This is a genomic window from Enterobacter sp. 22466, from assembly GCF_052044775.1.
Taxonomy (GTDB): Bacteria; Pseudomonadota; Gammaproteobacteria; order Enterobacterales; family Enterobacteriaceae; genus Enterobacter; species Enterobacter dissolvens.
The window spans coordinates 217890-232739 of sequence record NZ_JBQENX010000002.1 but is presented as its reverse complement, the minus strand read 5'-3'; the positions used below and the strand labels follow the sequence as shown (position 1 = coordinate 232739).

Annotated in this window: 17 protein-coding genes; 3 read left to right on the top strand and 14 right to left on the bottom strand. The window is 55.0% G+C overall.

Annotated features, from left to right (window positions below; genetic code table 11):
- The first annotated feature begins 12 nt into the window (after nucleotides 1-12).
- From folX to ACTJJI_RS07775, 3 genes are read left to right on the top strand one after another with little or no spacing between them, the layout of a single operon-like run.
- Nucleotides 13-381 carry a dihydroneopterin triphosphate 2'-epimerase gene (gene folX / locus ACTJJI_RS07785; RefSeq protein WP_014832778.1) on the top strand — a complete coding sequence of 123 codons (369 nt, stop codon included), beginning with the start codon at nucleotides 13-15 and terminating at the stop codon, nucleotides 379-381.
- 13 nt (nucleotides 382-394) lie between these two features.
- Nucleotides 395-1288 carry a TIGR01777 family oxidoreductase gene (locus ACTJJI_RS07780; protein WP_153907732.1) on the top strand — a complete coding sequence of 298 codons (894 nt, stop codon included), beginning with the start codon at nucleotides 395-397 and terminating at the stop codon, nucleotides 1286-1288.
- 44 nt (nucleotides 1289-1332) lie between these two features.
- Nucleotides 1333-1842 carry a GNAT family N-acetyltransferase gene (locus ACTJJI_RS07775; RefSeq protein WP_047361110.1) on the top strand — a complete coding sequence of 170 codons (510 nt, stop codon included), beginning with the start codon at nucleotides 1333-1335 and terminating at the stop codon, nucleotides 1840-1842.
- Between the two features lie 49 nt (nucleotides 1843-1891).
- Here the strand turns inward: ACTJJI_RS07775 and hisP are convergent, their stop codons facing one another.
- The 14 genes from hisP to ACTJJI_RS07705 form a co-directional block, all read right to left on the bottom strand.
- Entirely contained in the window at nucleotides 1892-2665 is a 774-nt protein-coding gene (gene hisP, locus ACTJJI_RS07770) for a histidine ABC transporter ATP-binding protein HisP (protein WP_014832781.1), read from the bottom strand.
- An 8-nt stretch (nucleotides 2666-2673) separates the two neighbouring features.
- Nucleotides 2674-3390 (bottom strand): ABC transporter permease, encoded by a 717-nt coding sequence (locus ACTJJI_RS07765; protein WP_008502590.1) that lies wholly within the window; start codon nucleotides 3388-3390, stop codon nucleotides 2674-2676.
- Entirely contained in the window at nucleotides 3387-4073 is a 687-nt protein-coding gene (locus ACTJJI_RS07760) for a histidine ABC transporter permease HisQ (protein WP_014832782.1), read from the bottom strand. The genes ACTJJI_RS07765 and ACTJJI_RS07760 overlap by 4 nt, the downstream gene beginning before the upstream one ends.
- Nucleotides 4074-4160: 87 nt before the next feature.
- Complete coding sequence (gene hisJ, locus ACTJJI_RS07755) at nucleotides 4161-4943, bottom strand: histidine ABC transporter substrate-binding protein HisJ (RefSeq protein ID WP_014832783.1); 783 nt, start codon at nucleotides 4941-4943, stop codon at nucleotides 4161-4163.
- A 226-nt stretch (nucleotides 4944-5169) separates the two neighbouring features.
- A complete protein-coding gene (argT, locus tag ACTJJI_RS07750; protein ID WP_014832784.1) occupies nucleotides 5170-5952 on the bottom strand; it encodes a lysine/arginine/ornithine ABC transporter substrate-binding protein ArgT in 783 nt (260 codons plus the stop codon).
- A gap of 290 nt (nucleotides 5953-6242) precedes the next feature.
- Nucleotides 6243-6812 carry a UbiX family flavin prenyltransferase gene (locus ACTJJI_RS07745; protein WP_014832785.1) on the bottom strand — a complete coding sequence of 190 codons (570 nt, stop codon included), beginning with the start codon at nucleotides 6810-6812 and terminating at the stop codon, nucleotides 6243-6245.
- Between the two features lie 90 nt (nucleotides 6813-6902).
- Entirely contained in the window at nucleotides 6903-8420 is a 1518-nt protein-coding gene (gene purF / locus ACTJJI_RS07740) for an amidophosphoribosyltransferase (protein ID WP_014832786.1), read from the bottom strand.
- 36 nt (nucleotides 8421-8456) lie between these two features.
- Nucleotides 8457-8945: a colicin V production protein gene (cvpA, locus tag ACTJJI_RS07735; protein WP_000262116.1), complete on the bottom strand. Its 489-nt coding sequence runs from the start codon at nucleotides 8943-8945 to the stop codon at nucleotides 8457-8459.
- 253 nt (nucleotides 8946-9198) lie between these two features.
- Nucleotides 9199-9894 carry a cell division protein DedD gene (gene dedD / locus ACTJJI_RS07730; protein WP_046888271.1) on the bottom strand — a complete coding sequence of 232 codons (696 nt, stop codon included), beginning with the start codon at nucleotides 9892-9894 and terminating at the stop codon, nucleotides 9199-9201.
- Nucleotides 9884-11152, bottom strand: coding sequence for a bifunctional tetrahydrofolate synthase/dihydrofolate synthase (gene folC / locus ACTJJI_RS07725; RefSeq protein WP_014832788.1), 1269 nt, complete (start codon nucleotides 11150-11152; stop codon nucleotides 9884-9886). The genes dedD and folC overlap by 11 nt, the downstream gene beginning before the upstream one ends.
- A gap of 70 nt (nucleotides 11153-11222) precedes the next feature.
- Nucleotides 11223-12128, bottom strand: a complete 906-nt coding sequence (gene accD, locus ACTJJI_RS07720) for an acetyl-CoA carboxylase, carboxyltransferase subunit beta (protein ID WP_013098138.1) — start codon at nucleotides 12126-12128, stop codon at nucleotides 11223-11225.
- A gap of 154 nt (nucleotides 12129-12282) precedes the next feature.
- Complete coding sequence (locus tag ACTJJI_RS07715; RefSeq protein WP_014832789.1) at nucleotides 12283-12942, bottom strand: DedA family protein; 660 nt, start codon at nucleotides 12940-12942, stop codon at nucleotides 12283-12285.
- A gap of 28 nt (nucleotides 12943-12970) precedes the next feature.
- Nucleotides 12971-13783 (bottom strand): tRNA pseudouridine(38-40) synthase TruA, encoded by an 813-nt coding sequence (gene truA / locus ACTJJI_RS07710; RefSeq protein ID WP_014832790.1) that lies wholly within the window; start codon nucleotides 13781-13783, stop codon nucleotides 12971-12973.
- Nucleotides 13783-14796, bottom strand: coding sequence for an aspartate-semialdehyde dehydrogenase (locus ACTJJI_RS07705; RefSeq protein WP_014832791.1), 1014 nt, complete (start codon nucleotides 14794-14796; stop codon nucleotides 13783-13785). The genes truA and ACTJJI_RS07705 overlap by 1 nt, the downstream gene beginning before the upstream one ends.
- Nucleotides 14797-14850 lie beyond the last annotated feature (54 nt).

The following is a 14850-nucleotide window of genomic DNA, read 5'->3' as shown; positions in this document are numbered from 1 at the left end:
AGAAGACCTGCAATGTCGCAGCATGACGCTATTATTCGTATAAAAAATTTACGCTTACGCACGTTTATCGGTATCAAAGACGAGGAGATCGCCAACCGTCAGGATATCGTCATTAATGTTGTTATCCACTATCCGGCAGACAAGGCGCGTGGCAGTGAAGACATCAATGACGCGCTGAACTATCGCACGATTACCAAAAGCATCATCCAGTACGTGGAAAATAACCGCTTCTCTCTGCTGGAAAAATTAACTCAGGATGTGCTCGACATCGCACGCGAACATCACTGGGTCACTTATGCTGAAGTAGAGATCGATAAACTTCACGCCCTGCGTTACGCCGATTCCGTCTCCATGACGTTAAGCTGGCAGCGCCAGGCGTAAACCTGGAGGTTGTATGAAGATTCTGCTGACCGGCGGTACAGGCCTGATTGGCCGTCATCTCATTGCGCGCCTGCAGGCGTTACATCACGACATTACCGTGGTGACGCGCAGCCCTGAGAAAGCGCGTCAGGTGCTGGGTGCCGGTATCGACATCTGGAAAAATCTGGCTGACCGGCAGAATCTGGACGGCTTTGACGCCGTCATCAACCTGGCCGGTGAAGCCATCGCCGACAAACGCTGGACGGAAGAGCAAAAACAGCTGTTGTGCAGCAGCCGCTGGAACATCACCGAAAAGCTGGTCGAGCTCATCCGTAACAGTCATACCCCGCCATCGGTACTGATTTCTGGCTCTGCGGTAGGCTATTACGGGGACCTCGGTGAGGTGGTCGTGACCGAAGAAGAGCCGCCGCACAACGAGTTTACCCATAAGCTCTGCGCCCAGTGGGAACGCATTGCCTGTGCGGCGCAGAGCGATACTACCCGCGTGTGCCTGCTGCGCACCGGCGTGGTGCTCGCACCGAAAGGCGGCATTCTGGCGAAGATGCTTCCTCCGTTCCGGCTCGGACTGGGTGGCCCCATCGGCAATGGGCGTCAGTATCTGGCGTGGATCCACATCGATGATATGGTCAACGGTATTCTCTGGCTGCTGGATAACGATCTACGTGGGCCGTTCAATATGGTTGCGCCGTACCCGGTGCGAAATGAGCAGTTTGCTCACGCTCTGGGCCATGCTCTGCATCGCCCGGCGATTTTACGCGTGCCTGCGACGGTGATTCGCCTGATGATGGGTGAAGCGTCGGTGCTGGTGCTGGGCGGACAGCGCGCGCTGCCTAAACGGCTGGAAGCGGCCGGGTTTGCGTTTCGCTGGTATGACTTAGAAGAGGCTCTGGGGGATGTAGTGGGATGAATATGTTACATTTGTACGCCATATCCCGATGAAATGGCGTAACAATGGCAACCATAACCACACCCCGTCTGCACCTCACCCCGTTCGAACCCACTGACTGGGCCTTCTTCCGCTCGCTGCGGGAAGATCGCAATATCATGCGTTACATGGCCGCCATCGCGCCGGAAAAAGAGACCCGGCGCGTATTTGCTGCGCGCTTAACGGCGGCGCACGTTTTTGTGATTCGTTTTCGTGATGATGACACGCCGCTGGGCGATATCGGTCTGCAGATCAGCCCAGAGAATCGTGAAGAGGCTGATATTGGCTATACGGTTGTGCCTGCTGCACAGGGGAAAGGTATCGCCAGTGAGGCGCTGCGCGCGGTATGTGAATATGCGTTTAACCAGACCGGCGTGAAAGCGATTAACGCCTACGTGCTGGCGGACAACGGCGGGTCGGTGCGGGTACTGGAGAAAGCGGGGTTTGCGCGCATGCAGGTGCTTGAAAAGGCGTATGAGATTGACGGCGTGCGGTACGACGACTGGGTGTATCGGCTGGAGTGCGGTGCGGTCTGATGCCCTCACCCCAGCCCTCTCCCACAGGGAGAGGGAAGAAAGGCAAAACCTACTTCAACGACCCCTTCAGGAACTGCTGCAAACGCGGGCTTTGCGGATTCGCCAGTACCTCATCAGGGTGCCCCTGCTCTTCGATTTTCCCCTGATGCAGGAAGATCACGTGGTTCGAGACGTTACGGGCAAAGCCCATCTCGTGCGTCACCACCACCATCGTTTTGCCCTCTTCGGCCAGCTTCTGCATGATGCGCAGCACTTCGCCAACGAGTTCCGGGTCCAGCGCGGAGGTCGGTTCGTCGAACAGCAGCACCTCAGGCTCCATTGCCAGTGCACGGGCGATAGAGACACGTTGCTGCTGACCACCGGAGAGATGCACCGGGTACTTCATCTGCTGGCGTTCATCAATCCCCACTTTCGCCAGATATTTCACCGCGCGTTCGCGGGCTTCATGCTTGCTTAACCCCAGCACCTGAACCGGCGCTTCCATTACGTTCTCCAGCACCGTCATATGGCTCCAGAGGTTGAAGTGCTGGAACACCATCGTCAGGCGCGTGCGGAGCAGACGCAGCTGATTCTTATCTGCCACCTTCAACTGGCCGTCTTTATCCCGCACCAGATTGATGTTCTGCCCACTGACCACAATCGAGCCTTCACTCGGCTTTTCAAGGAAGTTGATGCAGCGCAGGAACGTGCTTTTACCCGAGCCGGATGAGCCGATAATACTGATCACGTCGCCTGCATTTGCCTGCAGCGACACCCCTTTCAGCACTTCATGTTCGCCGTAGCGTTTGTGCAAATCAATTACGTTTAATTTGTTCTCAGCCATCATCATTCTCAGTGCGTCGAAGAGGGTTTTATATGCTGTAACCAGCGTTTTTCCGCCTTACGGAACAGGCTAATCAGGACGTATGAAATAATCAAATAGAGCACTGCCGCAATGCCAAACGCGGTAAACGGCTGATAGGTCGCGGAGTTAATGTCGCGGGCGATTTTAAGCAGGTCCGGCACCGTGGCGGTAAAGGCCAGCGCGGTGGAGTGGAGCATTAAAATCACTTCGTTACTGTAGGCTGGCAGCGCGATACGCAGCGCCGACGGCAGAATAATACAGCGGTACAGTTTCACCGACGAGAAGCCATACGCGCGCGCCGCTTCAATTTCCCCGTAAGGCACAGAGCGAATGGCCCCGGCGAAAATCTCGGTGGTATAGGCGCAGGTGTTAAGCGTCAACGCCAGTACTGTACAGTTCAGGCCGCTGCGGAAGAAGGCATTCAGCATCTCGGTGCCTTTCACAATCTCCAGCGTGTACATGCCCGAATAGAACACCAGCAGCTGTACGTACAGCGGTGTACCGCGAAACACATAGGTAAACAGCCAGATCGGGAACTGGATGAATTTATTGTTCGACACGCGGCCAATGGCAAGGAACACCGCCAGAATGCCACCCATTACCACCGAGGAGATCAGCAGCCACAGCGTAATGGCCACGCCGGTGAAGCGATAGCCGTCCGTCCACAGCAGCGATTTCCAGTATTCCTGAATAATCTCAATCACAGGTCAGCCCTCTTCACACCCACGGAGTAGCGACGTTCGAGCAGAAGCAGCACACCATTGGAGACGGTCGTAAAGACCAGATAGATCACGCCACACACCACCGCAAAGTAGAACGGCTCCCAGGTACTTTTACCGGCAAGCTGCGTGGCCTTCACCACATCTTCCAGCCCCAGCAGAGAGACCAGCGCCGTGGCCTTCAGGATAACCTGCCAGTTGTTGCCAATGCCCGGAAGCGCGTAGCGCATCATGGCCGGGAACATGATCCGACGAAACGTCTGAGAGGAGGTAAAACCAAATGCGGTGGCCGCTTCTATGTGCCCTTTCGGGACCGCCATATAAGCGCCGCGGAAGGTTTCGGTGAAGTACGCGCCGTAGATAAAACCGAGGGTAATAATACCGGCCACCATCGGGTCGATATCGATTTGTCCCATCCCCATGGCGTCCGTCACGCTGTTCAGCGCGATCTGCAGCCCGTAAAAGATGAGCAGCATCAGTACCAGGTCAGGAACACCGCGAATCAGCGTGGTATAGCCTTCAAAAATCAGCGCCAGCGGTTTATTAGCCGAAAGCTTCGCCCCTGCGCCTGCCAGACCTATCAGCACCGCCAGCACCACGGAGCTGATAGCCAGCTCAAGGGTGACAAGCGCGCCCTGTAAAATAACGCCAGAAAATCCGTACAGCATACCGCGAGCCCTGTCGTATCGTGAGTGGTGGACCGTGTCTTTTCCCCTCCCTGAGTGGGAGGGGCCGCACGTTATTTGACGGGGCGATTAGCCGCCGTAAACATTAAAATCGAAGTACTTTTTCGCCAGTTTGTCGTACGTGCCGTCAGCGCGCATTTCAGCAAATGCTTTGTTCAGTGCTTCGCGCAGCTCGTTGTCTTCTTTACGCAGACCCATACCGGTACCGACACCAAACAACTTCACATCCTTAATGGATGGACCGCCAAACTTGTAATCTTTACCTACCGGCGTCTTCAGGAAGCCTTCGCTCGCGGCGACTTCATCCTGGAAAGCGGCGTCGATACGGCCTGCCGTCAGGTCAGCGTAGATATTTTCCTGCCCCTGATAGGAGACGATTTCAATCCCCTTCGGTGCCCAGTGCTCATTACCGTAGGTTTCCTGAGTAGTGCCCTGCAGCACGCCCACGCGTTTACCCTTCAGTGATTCGAGGGTTGGCTGAATGTCAGACGATTTAGCCACCACCAGACGAGAATCTGCCGCGTAGAGTTTGTCAGTGAAGGCAATCTCCTGCTGACGTTTTTCAGTGATGGAAAGAGAGGACATGATAATGTCGATTTTTTTGGCTTTCAGCGAAGGGATCAGCGCATCCAGCGGGTTCTCAACGTAGGTACACTGTGCTTTGATGCGTTTGCACAGTTCATTAGCCAGATCGATGTCAAAACCGACCAGTTCACCCTTCGAATTCTTTGATTCGAACGGAGCATAGGTAGGGTCGGTACCAATACGAATTTTCTGCGGAATGGCTGCGAACGCCGCGGTAGCGCTGGAAAAGGCCAGCACCAGAGATAACGACAACACGAGTTTTTTCATATCTGTCCTCAACAAACTGTCTTCTTACGTGATTTTTACGACGACGGGGTGGTGCTAATGTGCCATCAATCCACGCCATCAGGCAAAGATTAATGCCTTTCAGACGGGAATTTTTGCATTATAAATGCGTAAGTATGCACATAGCGATCCAATACAGTGCACAAAACGCACCATATTGGATCAATCACACCCGCAACGCACCAGTCAGGTGCATCGCCATCGAACATCAATCACCATAGACGTTGAAGTCGAAGTATTTCTTCGCCAGTTTGTCGTAGGTACCGTCTTTGCGCAGCTCTGCAAACGCTTTGTCGAAAGCGGCTTTCAGCTCGGTATCATCTTTACGCAAGCCAATACCGGTGCCGTCACCAAAGTACTTTTTGTCTTTCACGGACGGGCCAGCAAAGGCGTAGTCTTTGCCTGCCGGCTGCTTCAGGAAGCCTTCACTCGCGGCAACCTCATCCTGGAATGCCGCATCCAGACGACCGGCTGCCAGGTCAGAGTAAATCAGATCCTGGTTCTGGTAAGCCACCACGTCCACGCCCTTCTCACGCCAGTTTGCATTGGCATAGCCTTCCTGAGTCGACCCCTGCAGCACGCCGACATGCTTACCTTTCAGGGACTCAATGGTTGGCTGAATGGGGGAGCCTTTTGCCGCAATCAGACGGGAATCCGCGGCGTAGAGCTTGTCAGAGAAGGCAATCTCCTGCTGACGTTTTTCGGTGATGGAGAGAGAAGAGATAATGGCGTCGATTTTCTTGGCTTTCAGCGACGGGATTAACGCATCAAAGTCGCTGCCCACCCATGTGCATTTCACCGCAATGCGTTTGCACATCTCATTACCCAGGTCGATATCAAACCCAACAAAGTCGCCTTTCGCATCTTTAGATGAGAATGGCGCGTAAGTTGCGTCTGTACCGATACGCACTGTCTGTGGAAGCGCTGCGTAGCTACCTGCTGCTGCACTTAACCCCACCAGCAAAGACAGAGCCAGAACCGTCTTCTTCATACATTTACCCTCAAATACCGTGATTTTATTATGTATTGTGTTGTGTGTTGTGTTGCAGGCTTCTCTTGCAGGTCTTATGCCACATTGCCGTCTGGTCAAAAATTCGACGTTAAATATGTTAATAAAACGTTGCGATATTGCCTTAATGGTGAAAGATAGCAGGTCTGCCGAACGAACCGGAGAGAGAAAAAGGGAAAAAACGAATTAAATGTCGAGGATATGATCGCCGTTGCAGTTTTGCCCTGAAACAGGGCAACATCTCTTTTCATGCACACTGTTTGTGCACAGAATCATGCACCCTGCCAGCGGGTGAAGAGGTCTTCGGGCAGGTCAATATCAAACTGATCCAGCACGCGGTTAACCGTCTGATTAATCACATCATCCAGCGAGGTCGGGCGATGATAAAACGCTGGCACAGGCGGCATGATCACCGCGCCCAGTTCAGCGGCCTGCGTCATTAAACGCAGATGCCCCAGATGCAGCGGCGTTTCCCGCACGCAAAGCACCAGAGGGCGACGCTCTTTCAGCACCACGTCCGCCGCACGCGTCACCAGCGTGTCGGTATAGCTGTTAACGATGCCGGAGAGGGTTTTAATTGAACAGGGCAATATAACCATGCCAGCCGTTTTAAACGAGCCGGAGGAGATGCTGGCGGCGATATCGCGGGCATCGTGTACAACATTTGCCAGCGCCTGCACATCGCGCAGAGAGAGATCGGTTTCAAGGGAGAGAGTCTGACGCGCCGCCTGGCTCATCACCAGATGGGTTTCTACTTCTGGTACGTCACGCAGTACCTGTAACAAACGCACGCCGTAGATTGCGCCACTGGCACCGCTGAGCCCAACAATGAGTCGTTTCATGATTTTCGCCCTTACTGATTTCAGGGCAGACTGTGCAGGATTTTGCGGGGAGTTGCAAGTGAGGGCGAAGGCCCTCACTTGCCTGCACAATCAACCTTCGTTGTGCATCTCTAAGCTTTCGAGATCGTTTTGCAGCTGGACGGCTTTGGCATCGTCGTTGCGCAGCGAATCAAGATAGTCGAGGTACTGCTGGTCCACGTCTTTAGTGACGTATACCCCGTTGAACACGGAACATTCAAACTGCTGAATATCCGGATTCTCGGCACGCACCGCGTCGATAAGATCGTTCAGATCCTGGAAAATCAGGCCATCGGCACCGATGATTTGGCGAATCTCGTCCACTTCACGGCCGTGTGCAATCAGCTCGTTCGCGGTAGGCATATCAATGCCATACACGTTCGGGAAGCGAATCTCCGGCGCCGCAGAGGCCAGATACACTTTCTTCGCACCGGCTTCACGCGCCATCTCGATAATCTGCTCCGAGGTGGTGCCACGCACAATAGAGTCATCCACCAGCAGCACGTTCTTGTCGCGGAACTCAGCGCGGTTAGCGTTCAGTTTACGACGCACGGATTTACGGCGCAGCTGCTGACCCGGCATGATAAAGGTACGGCCAACGTAGCGGTTCTTCACGAACCCCTGACGGTATGGCTTATCCAGTATGCGGGCGATTTCCAGGGCGATATCGCAGGAGGTTTCCGGGATAGGAATGACCACGTCGATGTCCAGATCGTCCCACTCGCGGGCAATCTTCTCACCCAGCTTGGTTCCCATGTTCACGCGGGCGCTGTAGACGGAGATCTTATCGATAAACGAGTCCGGACGGGCGAAATAGACGTATTCAAACAGGCACGGGTTGCTAACCGGGTTATCTGCACACTGACGGGTAAACAGCTGGCCCTTCTCAGTGATGTAGACCGCTTCGCCAGGGGCTACGTCACGCAGGAATTCGAAGCCCAGGGTGTCCAGCGCCACGCTTTCAGAGGCAACCATATATTCGGTACGGCCATCACCCAGGTCACGCTTACCGAGCACCAGCGGACGGATACCGTTTGGATCGCGGAAGGCGACCATGCCGTGACCGATAATCATCGCCACGCAGGCGTAGGCACCGCGGATCTGGCGGTTTGTCGCAGCAACGGCGGCAAAGATATTGTCCGCTTCCAGCGGATAATGGCGGAAGTTATCCAGCTCGCTGGCAAACACATTGAGCAGGATTTCTGAATCAGAAGTGGTGTTAATGTGGCGACGTTTCTCTTCAAACAGCTTTTTACGCAGCTCATGGGCGTTTGTCAGGTTGCCGTTGTGAGCAAGCGTGATGCCATACGGTGAGTTAACGTAAAAAGGCTGTGCCTCAGAGGCGCTGGAACTGCCAGCAGTAGGATAACGAACGTGACCGATCCCCATATTACCTTGCAGACGCTGCATATGGCGGGCTTCAAACACATCGTTTACCAGGCCATTCGCCTTGCGTAAACGGAAGCAGTTGTTTGCATCAATGGTGATGATACCCGCAGCATCCTGCCCACGGTGCTGAAGCACCGTTAACGCGTCATAAATCGACTGGTTTACCGGCATGAAACCGGCGATACCGACAATACCGCACATTCGTCTTTTCCTCGTTAAGCCACATCTCAGAGCGGGTTACGCTCTGGGCAAGAAACTCGACGAGCTTTGCAGATAGTCAAAGAACCACCTGATGATGAAGCTGAACTCCGGAATGAGCTGCGATTTCTGCCAGTCTTCACTTTTGGAGAACCCGGTAAAGGTATCCAGGAAGAACAGTATCGCGGCCACAATCAGCACGCCTCGTAATGCCCCGAAACAGATCCCGAGCACCCTGTCCGTTCCTGACAGACCGGTTTTCTCGACCAGCTGACCTATCACGTAATTCACGATAGCGCCAACAATCAGCGTCGCGATAAACAGCACCGCGATGGCGATTCCATTTCGGACCAGTTCATCTTCAAAGCCCGTGAACCAGACAGACAGGTAAGTGTAGTAATGACTGGCAACAAAGAAAGCACAACCCCATGTCACCAGCGATAACGCTTCACGAACAAAGCCACGGATCAGGCTAACCAGACAGGAAAAACCAATCACCGCAATGATGGCGTAATCAATCCAGACCATATGTGTCCCACGATTTAACGCCCTGTCATCCAGTTCGGGGCGAATTCTAACAGAAAAAGAAAACGTTTGCGTAGGGATTTCCTTCCCGCGCGTAAATAAAAAAGGCGCTGAAAAAATGTTCAACGCCCCCTCCGTTTGACGTCTCTGTGGACGCCTGCCATTCCCCCTCACCCCAGTCCTCTCCCTCAAGGGAGAGAGAGCAAACCGTCCCTTCGCCCCTCTGGGGAGAGGGTGAATGTGAGGTGAAGCCTTATCAGTTGGCGCTGTAGTTCATCACCACACCGCTCAGGCCAGAGATCTGCTTCAGCTCACCGAGCGAGCCTTTGAGCTTATCCTTAGACGCTTCTGGCCCCACAAGGATACGGGTGATTTTACCCTGCACTGGCGTGGAAGGTGAAGTGTACACGCGATAACCCGCACTGCGCAGTTTACCCACGACCTCATTGACCTTATCGGCATTTTTCAGCGCACCCAGTTGCACGACGTAGGCTTTCCCCGTCGGCGCGGCCTCTTGCTGAGCCGGTTTTGCCGCAGGCGGCGTCTCTGAAGCTGCGGCCAGCTGTTCTGCTGTTTTATCCCGCTGTGGTTTCGGCTGTGTTTTTTCCACCGGCTTCGGTTTTTCAACCGGTTTCGGCTGCTCTACCGGCACCGGATCGATTTCGATGTTGTTATTCGCCGCCAGACGAGACGGATCGAGGGACGGTGCGGCCGCATCTCCTGCACGCACCTCTTCAGCCGCCCCTTCCGGCGGCTGAGCAGGCAGCGCCTGGGTCGCCGCAGGCAGCATATCCGGTTCGTCGCGATCGCCCGGCTTCGGCACCAGCGGAATGGCTGCAAATTCATCCTGGTAATGCTTTTTCTGCCCGTCGAGCAGACCCGGGAGGATAATCACCCCGAGCGCGACCAGCACAATGGTTCCTGTTAAACGGTTCTGAAACTTACTCGCCACCGGTTCTCCCCGCGTCCATCACTTCCATGACATGTGCCACCGTGTGGAACGAACCACACACCAGCACGGTATCTTCTGGTTTAGCATCCGCCATCGCGGCTTGCCAGGCCTCAGCCACGCTATTGTAGATTGCGCCTTTGCCGAGATGTTCCAGCAACTGCTCAGCCGTCGCGCCGCGCGGCCCCTCCAGAGGAGCACAATACCAGCTATCGACAACACTCTCCATGCAGGCCAGCGTACCGCCGATATCTTTATCATGAAGCATACCGATAACCGCCAGCACGCGCCCGGTTTTTGGTAACGATTTGAGACGCGCGGCGAGATACGCCGCAGCATGCGGGTTATGTGCGACATCCAGAATCAGCCGCGGAGCGTCGCTGACAATCTGAAAACGCCCGGGCAGAATCGCATTCTGGATACCGTCGCGGATTGCCTGTTCGCTCACCGCCAGTCCGCTTGCGCGCAGTGCCGCCAGGGCGGTTGCCGCGTTAGGCTGTGGTACCTGCGGCAGCGGCAGGTTGTCCAGCGCACCCTGTGCATCGCTGAAACGCCAGCCGTTGTCCCGGACCTCATACTGCCAGTCAACATCACGTCGCAGCAGGTGAGCGCCCTTCTCTTTTGCCACATCGGCAATGGTGTGCGGCATATCCGGCTCGCCGACCACAGCAGGCTTATTCGTGCGGAAAATACCGGCCTTCTCACGGCCGATACTTTCGCGATCGGGGCCAAGCCAGTCGGTATGATCCAGCGCGATGCTGGTGACCACCGCAACATCGGCATCCACCATATTGGTGGCATCAAGACGCCCGCCGAGACCCACTTCCAGAATCACCACATCCAGCTGCGCCTGCTTAAACAGCCACAGCGCCGACAGGGTTCCGTATTCGAAATAGGTTAATGAAATTTCACCGCGCGCTGCTTCAATTTCCGCGAACGACGCCGTATGCGCAGACTCTGGCAGTTCGCGGTTTTGCACGCGAACCCGCTCGGTATAGCGCACCAGATGCGGAGAGCTGTAAACGCCAACCTTGTAACCGGCTGCCATCAGGATAGCTTCCAGCGTTCGGCAGGTGGTGCCTTTACCGTTGGTTCCGGCGACGGTAAAAACAAACGGCGCCGGTTTCAGCACATCGAGACGCGCAGCGACCTGGCTTACGCGTTCAAGCCCCATATCGATGGTTTTACTGTGCAGGTTTTCCAGATAAGAAAGCCACGTGGCCAGGGGCGACGTGGCTTGGGGAATGCTTTTATTTTCCATGATGCCCGGTTGTCATTAACAGTTTACAAAGCAAAAGGGCAGCGCCAACCGGCCCTGCCCTTTTCAGTTATCAGGCCTCGGGTTCCTGATCCGGTACCACCACGCCTTCGCGCGGCTCATCCGGGTTCGGCGCTGGCAGATTCATCAGCTTCGCCAGGATGCTCGCCAGTTTCAGGCGCATTTCCGGGCGGCGGACAATCATGTCAATCGCGCCTTTCTCAATGAGGAACTCACTGCGCTGGAAGCCCGGCGGCAGTTTTTCACGTACGGTTTGCTCGATAACGCGAGGGCCGGCAAAGCCGATCAGCGCTTTTGGCTCAGCAATGTTCAGATCGCCCAGCATCGCAAAGCTTGCGGAGACGCCACCCATGGTTGGGTCGGTCAGTACAGAGATGTACGGCAGACCGCGTTCCTGCATTTTCGCCAGCGCAGCAGAGGTTTTCGCCATCTGCATCAATGACATCAACGCTTCCTGCATACGCGCACCGCCAGAGGCAGAGAAGCAGATCAGCGGACAGTTGTCTTCCAGCGCTTGCTCAACAGCACGCACAAAGCGCGCCCCCACCACGGAGCCCATTGAGCCACCCATGAAGGAGAACTCAAACGCTGCGGCCACCACTGGCATCTCGTGCAGGGTGCCTTTCATCACGACCAGTGCGTCTTTCTCGCCGGTCTCTTTCTGTGCAGAGGCCAGACGGTCTTTGTATTTTTTGGAATCACGGAACTTGAGCACATCTTTTGGCTCAAGTTCGCTACCCAGTTCTACCAGAGAACCTTCGTCCAGCAGGCTGTGCAGGCGATTACGCGCCGTCATGCGCATGTGGTGGTCACACTTCGGACACACCTCAAGATTGCGCTCCAGTTCTGCGCGATACAGAACCTGACCACAGCTATCACACTTCGTCCATACCCCTTCAGGAATGCTCGCTTTACGCGTTGGGGTAATGTTGCTTTTAATTCGTTCAATCCAGCTCATTGATAACCTTTCTGCCTGAACCTGGTCGTATGCCAGTTTTGCTGTAAGAGGCGAATAATGCCATTTTTGCCTCCAACAGACCATGAATGTTGCACATTAAAACATAACAGCCCGAAACTTTGGATAAAAAAGTGGTCGAACCGCCTGCGTGCATTTACTTCGCTTGCTTTGCCGCCGCGCGCTTGTGGCGAATAATCTCGATAACACCCGGTAAAACGGAAAGCACAATAATCGCTACAATCAGTAACTTAAGGTTTTCCTGAACCACAGGGAGATCGCCAAACAGGTAGCCTGCATAGGTAAAGAGCAGCACCCACAGCAGCGCGCCAACTACGTTGTATGCCGCAAAATGACGATAGGACATGTGCCCCATTCCCGCCACAAACGGTGCAAATGTACGCACAATAGGCACAAAACGCGCAAGGATAATGGTTTTCCCACCGTGGCGCTCATAAAACGCATGGGTTTTATCTAAATAGCTACGACGGAAAATTTTTGAGTCCGGATTGCTGAATAAGCGCTCACCGAAGACCCGTCCAATGGTGTAGTTGACCGCATCACCGACAATTGCGGCGATCACCATCAGCACCACCATTATGTGCACATTCAAATCGTTGGTGGGCAGCGCGGATAACGCCCCCGCGACGAATAGCAGCGAATCCCCCGGCAGGAACGGCGTGACTACCAGACCGGTTTCACAGAACAGAATGAGGAACAGAATGGCATACACCCAGACGCCATACTGCGCGACCAGCTCCGCCAGGTGAACATCAATATGCAGAATGAAATCAATCAGAAAACGTATTACGTCCATATTGTCTAAGCCTTAATTGCACCTTTGTTTAGTCCGCCAGGAACAGCGGGCCCATTGGCGGTTTTGGCAGGTCAAACCGGTCCGGATAGTCCACCGAGACCAGATACAGCCCTTCCGCTTTCGCCGTTGCTGCCGCAAGCGTTCTGTCCTTCGCTGCCAGCAGTTCTGCAATCCAGCTCTCCGGCTGGTGTCCGGCGCCCACTTCCATCAGGCTGCCCACAATATTCCGCACCATATGATGTACAAAGGCATTGGCTTTGATATCCACCACCACATACGCGCCAAAACGGCTGACGTTTATGTGCATGACATTACGCCACGGCGTGCGGGACTGACACTGCACCGCACGAAACGAGGTAAAGTCATTTTCACCAATCAGACACTGCGCCGCACGGTGCATACGTTCTGCATCCAGCGGCTCGTAAAAATGCGTCACGCCCTGGCTTAATACCGCCGGACGAAGACGCTGATTGTAGATGACATAGCGGTAACGGCGCGCAGTGGCGCTGAATCGCGCATGAAAATCATCCGGCACAGCTTTCACCCAGCGCACCGCAATGTCACCAGGTAAATTCGCATTTACACCCAACGTCCAGGCAGCGTCCTTGCGCACGGCGGTGGTTTCAAAGTGAACCACCTGCCCCGTTCCGTGGACACCGGCGTCAGTGCGCCCTGCACACAGGACGTTAATCGGTTCGTTCGCCACCTGAGAGAGCGCTTTCTCCAGTTTTTCCTGGACACTGCGCACCTCATTTTGACGCTGCCAGCCATAATATTTACTGCCGTCGTACTCGATACCGAGGGCGACTTTATGAACCGGCTTTTGTTCCAGGTCTGACATCAGTACAGATACTCCTGCACCAGTTTTTCAGCGATCTTGACCGCCATCAGCGCGCCGCCGAAGCGCACGTTATCGGCAACGGACCAGAACTGAACCTGCTCCGGCATACCGTAGTCATTCCGCACGCAGCCCACCGAGAGGTGTGCGCTGCCGGTGGCATCGCCAACCTGCGTCGGGAATTCACTCTCTTCGGAGAGCACAATGTCTTCACCACGGCCGAATGCATCACGCGCTTCTTCTGCGGCCAGCGGACGCAGGGCTTCGAAACCTACCATCTGCGCATGACCGTAAAAGACCGGCGACTGCACGACGTTTGCGGAGATCATCAGCCCCTCGTCCTGCAGAATTTTGCGCGCTTCGTCAACGATACGGCGCTCTTCGCGCACGGAGCCTTCACGATCCGGCAGCAGCGGCAGCATATTGAATGCCAGCTGACGGCCGAAGAAATCGTCTTCATCAATCGGGATGCCGTTCAGGAGCTTCGCACTCTGTCCTGCCAGCGCGTCGACGGCCTTTTTGCCGTGCGCAGAAGCGGAAAGCAGGCTGGTCACGGTGATACGCGACAGACCGCCATCGTCGATTAAAGGTTTAAGAGCGGTCAGCAACTGGCTGGTCAGGCTATTGGGAACCGCAATGATATTGCGGTTACGGTAGTCAGCCAGCACAAACGGGTTCACGTCCGGCACCACCAGCGGGACATCCGGCTCCATCGAGAACAGGCCGCTCAGGTCGATCACCAGACAGCCAGAATTCGTCGCCTCTTCAATGTACGACGCGGTGGCTTCAGCACCTGCCGCAAAAAACGCCAGCTGCGCCTGCGTCCAGTCGAATTCGGTGGCATCCTGAACCATGACGGATTTGCCGCCAAAACGCAGATGCTCACCGGCGCTGTCGGTGCGGGCCAGTGCATAGATATCACCCACCGGGAACTGACGCTCAGCAAGGGTTTCGAGCAGGGCTTCACCCACGGCACCCGTGGCACCTAAAATGGCAATGTTCCAGCCTTCAGACATGGTGGTTTACTCCAGAAATAAAAAAGCGTCCCTGTCGGAGTATCCAACAGGGAG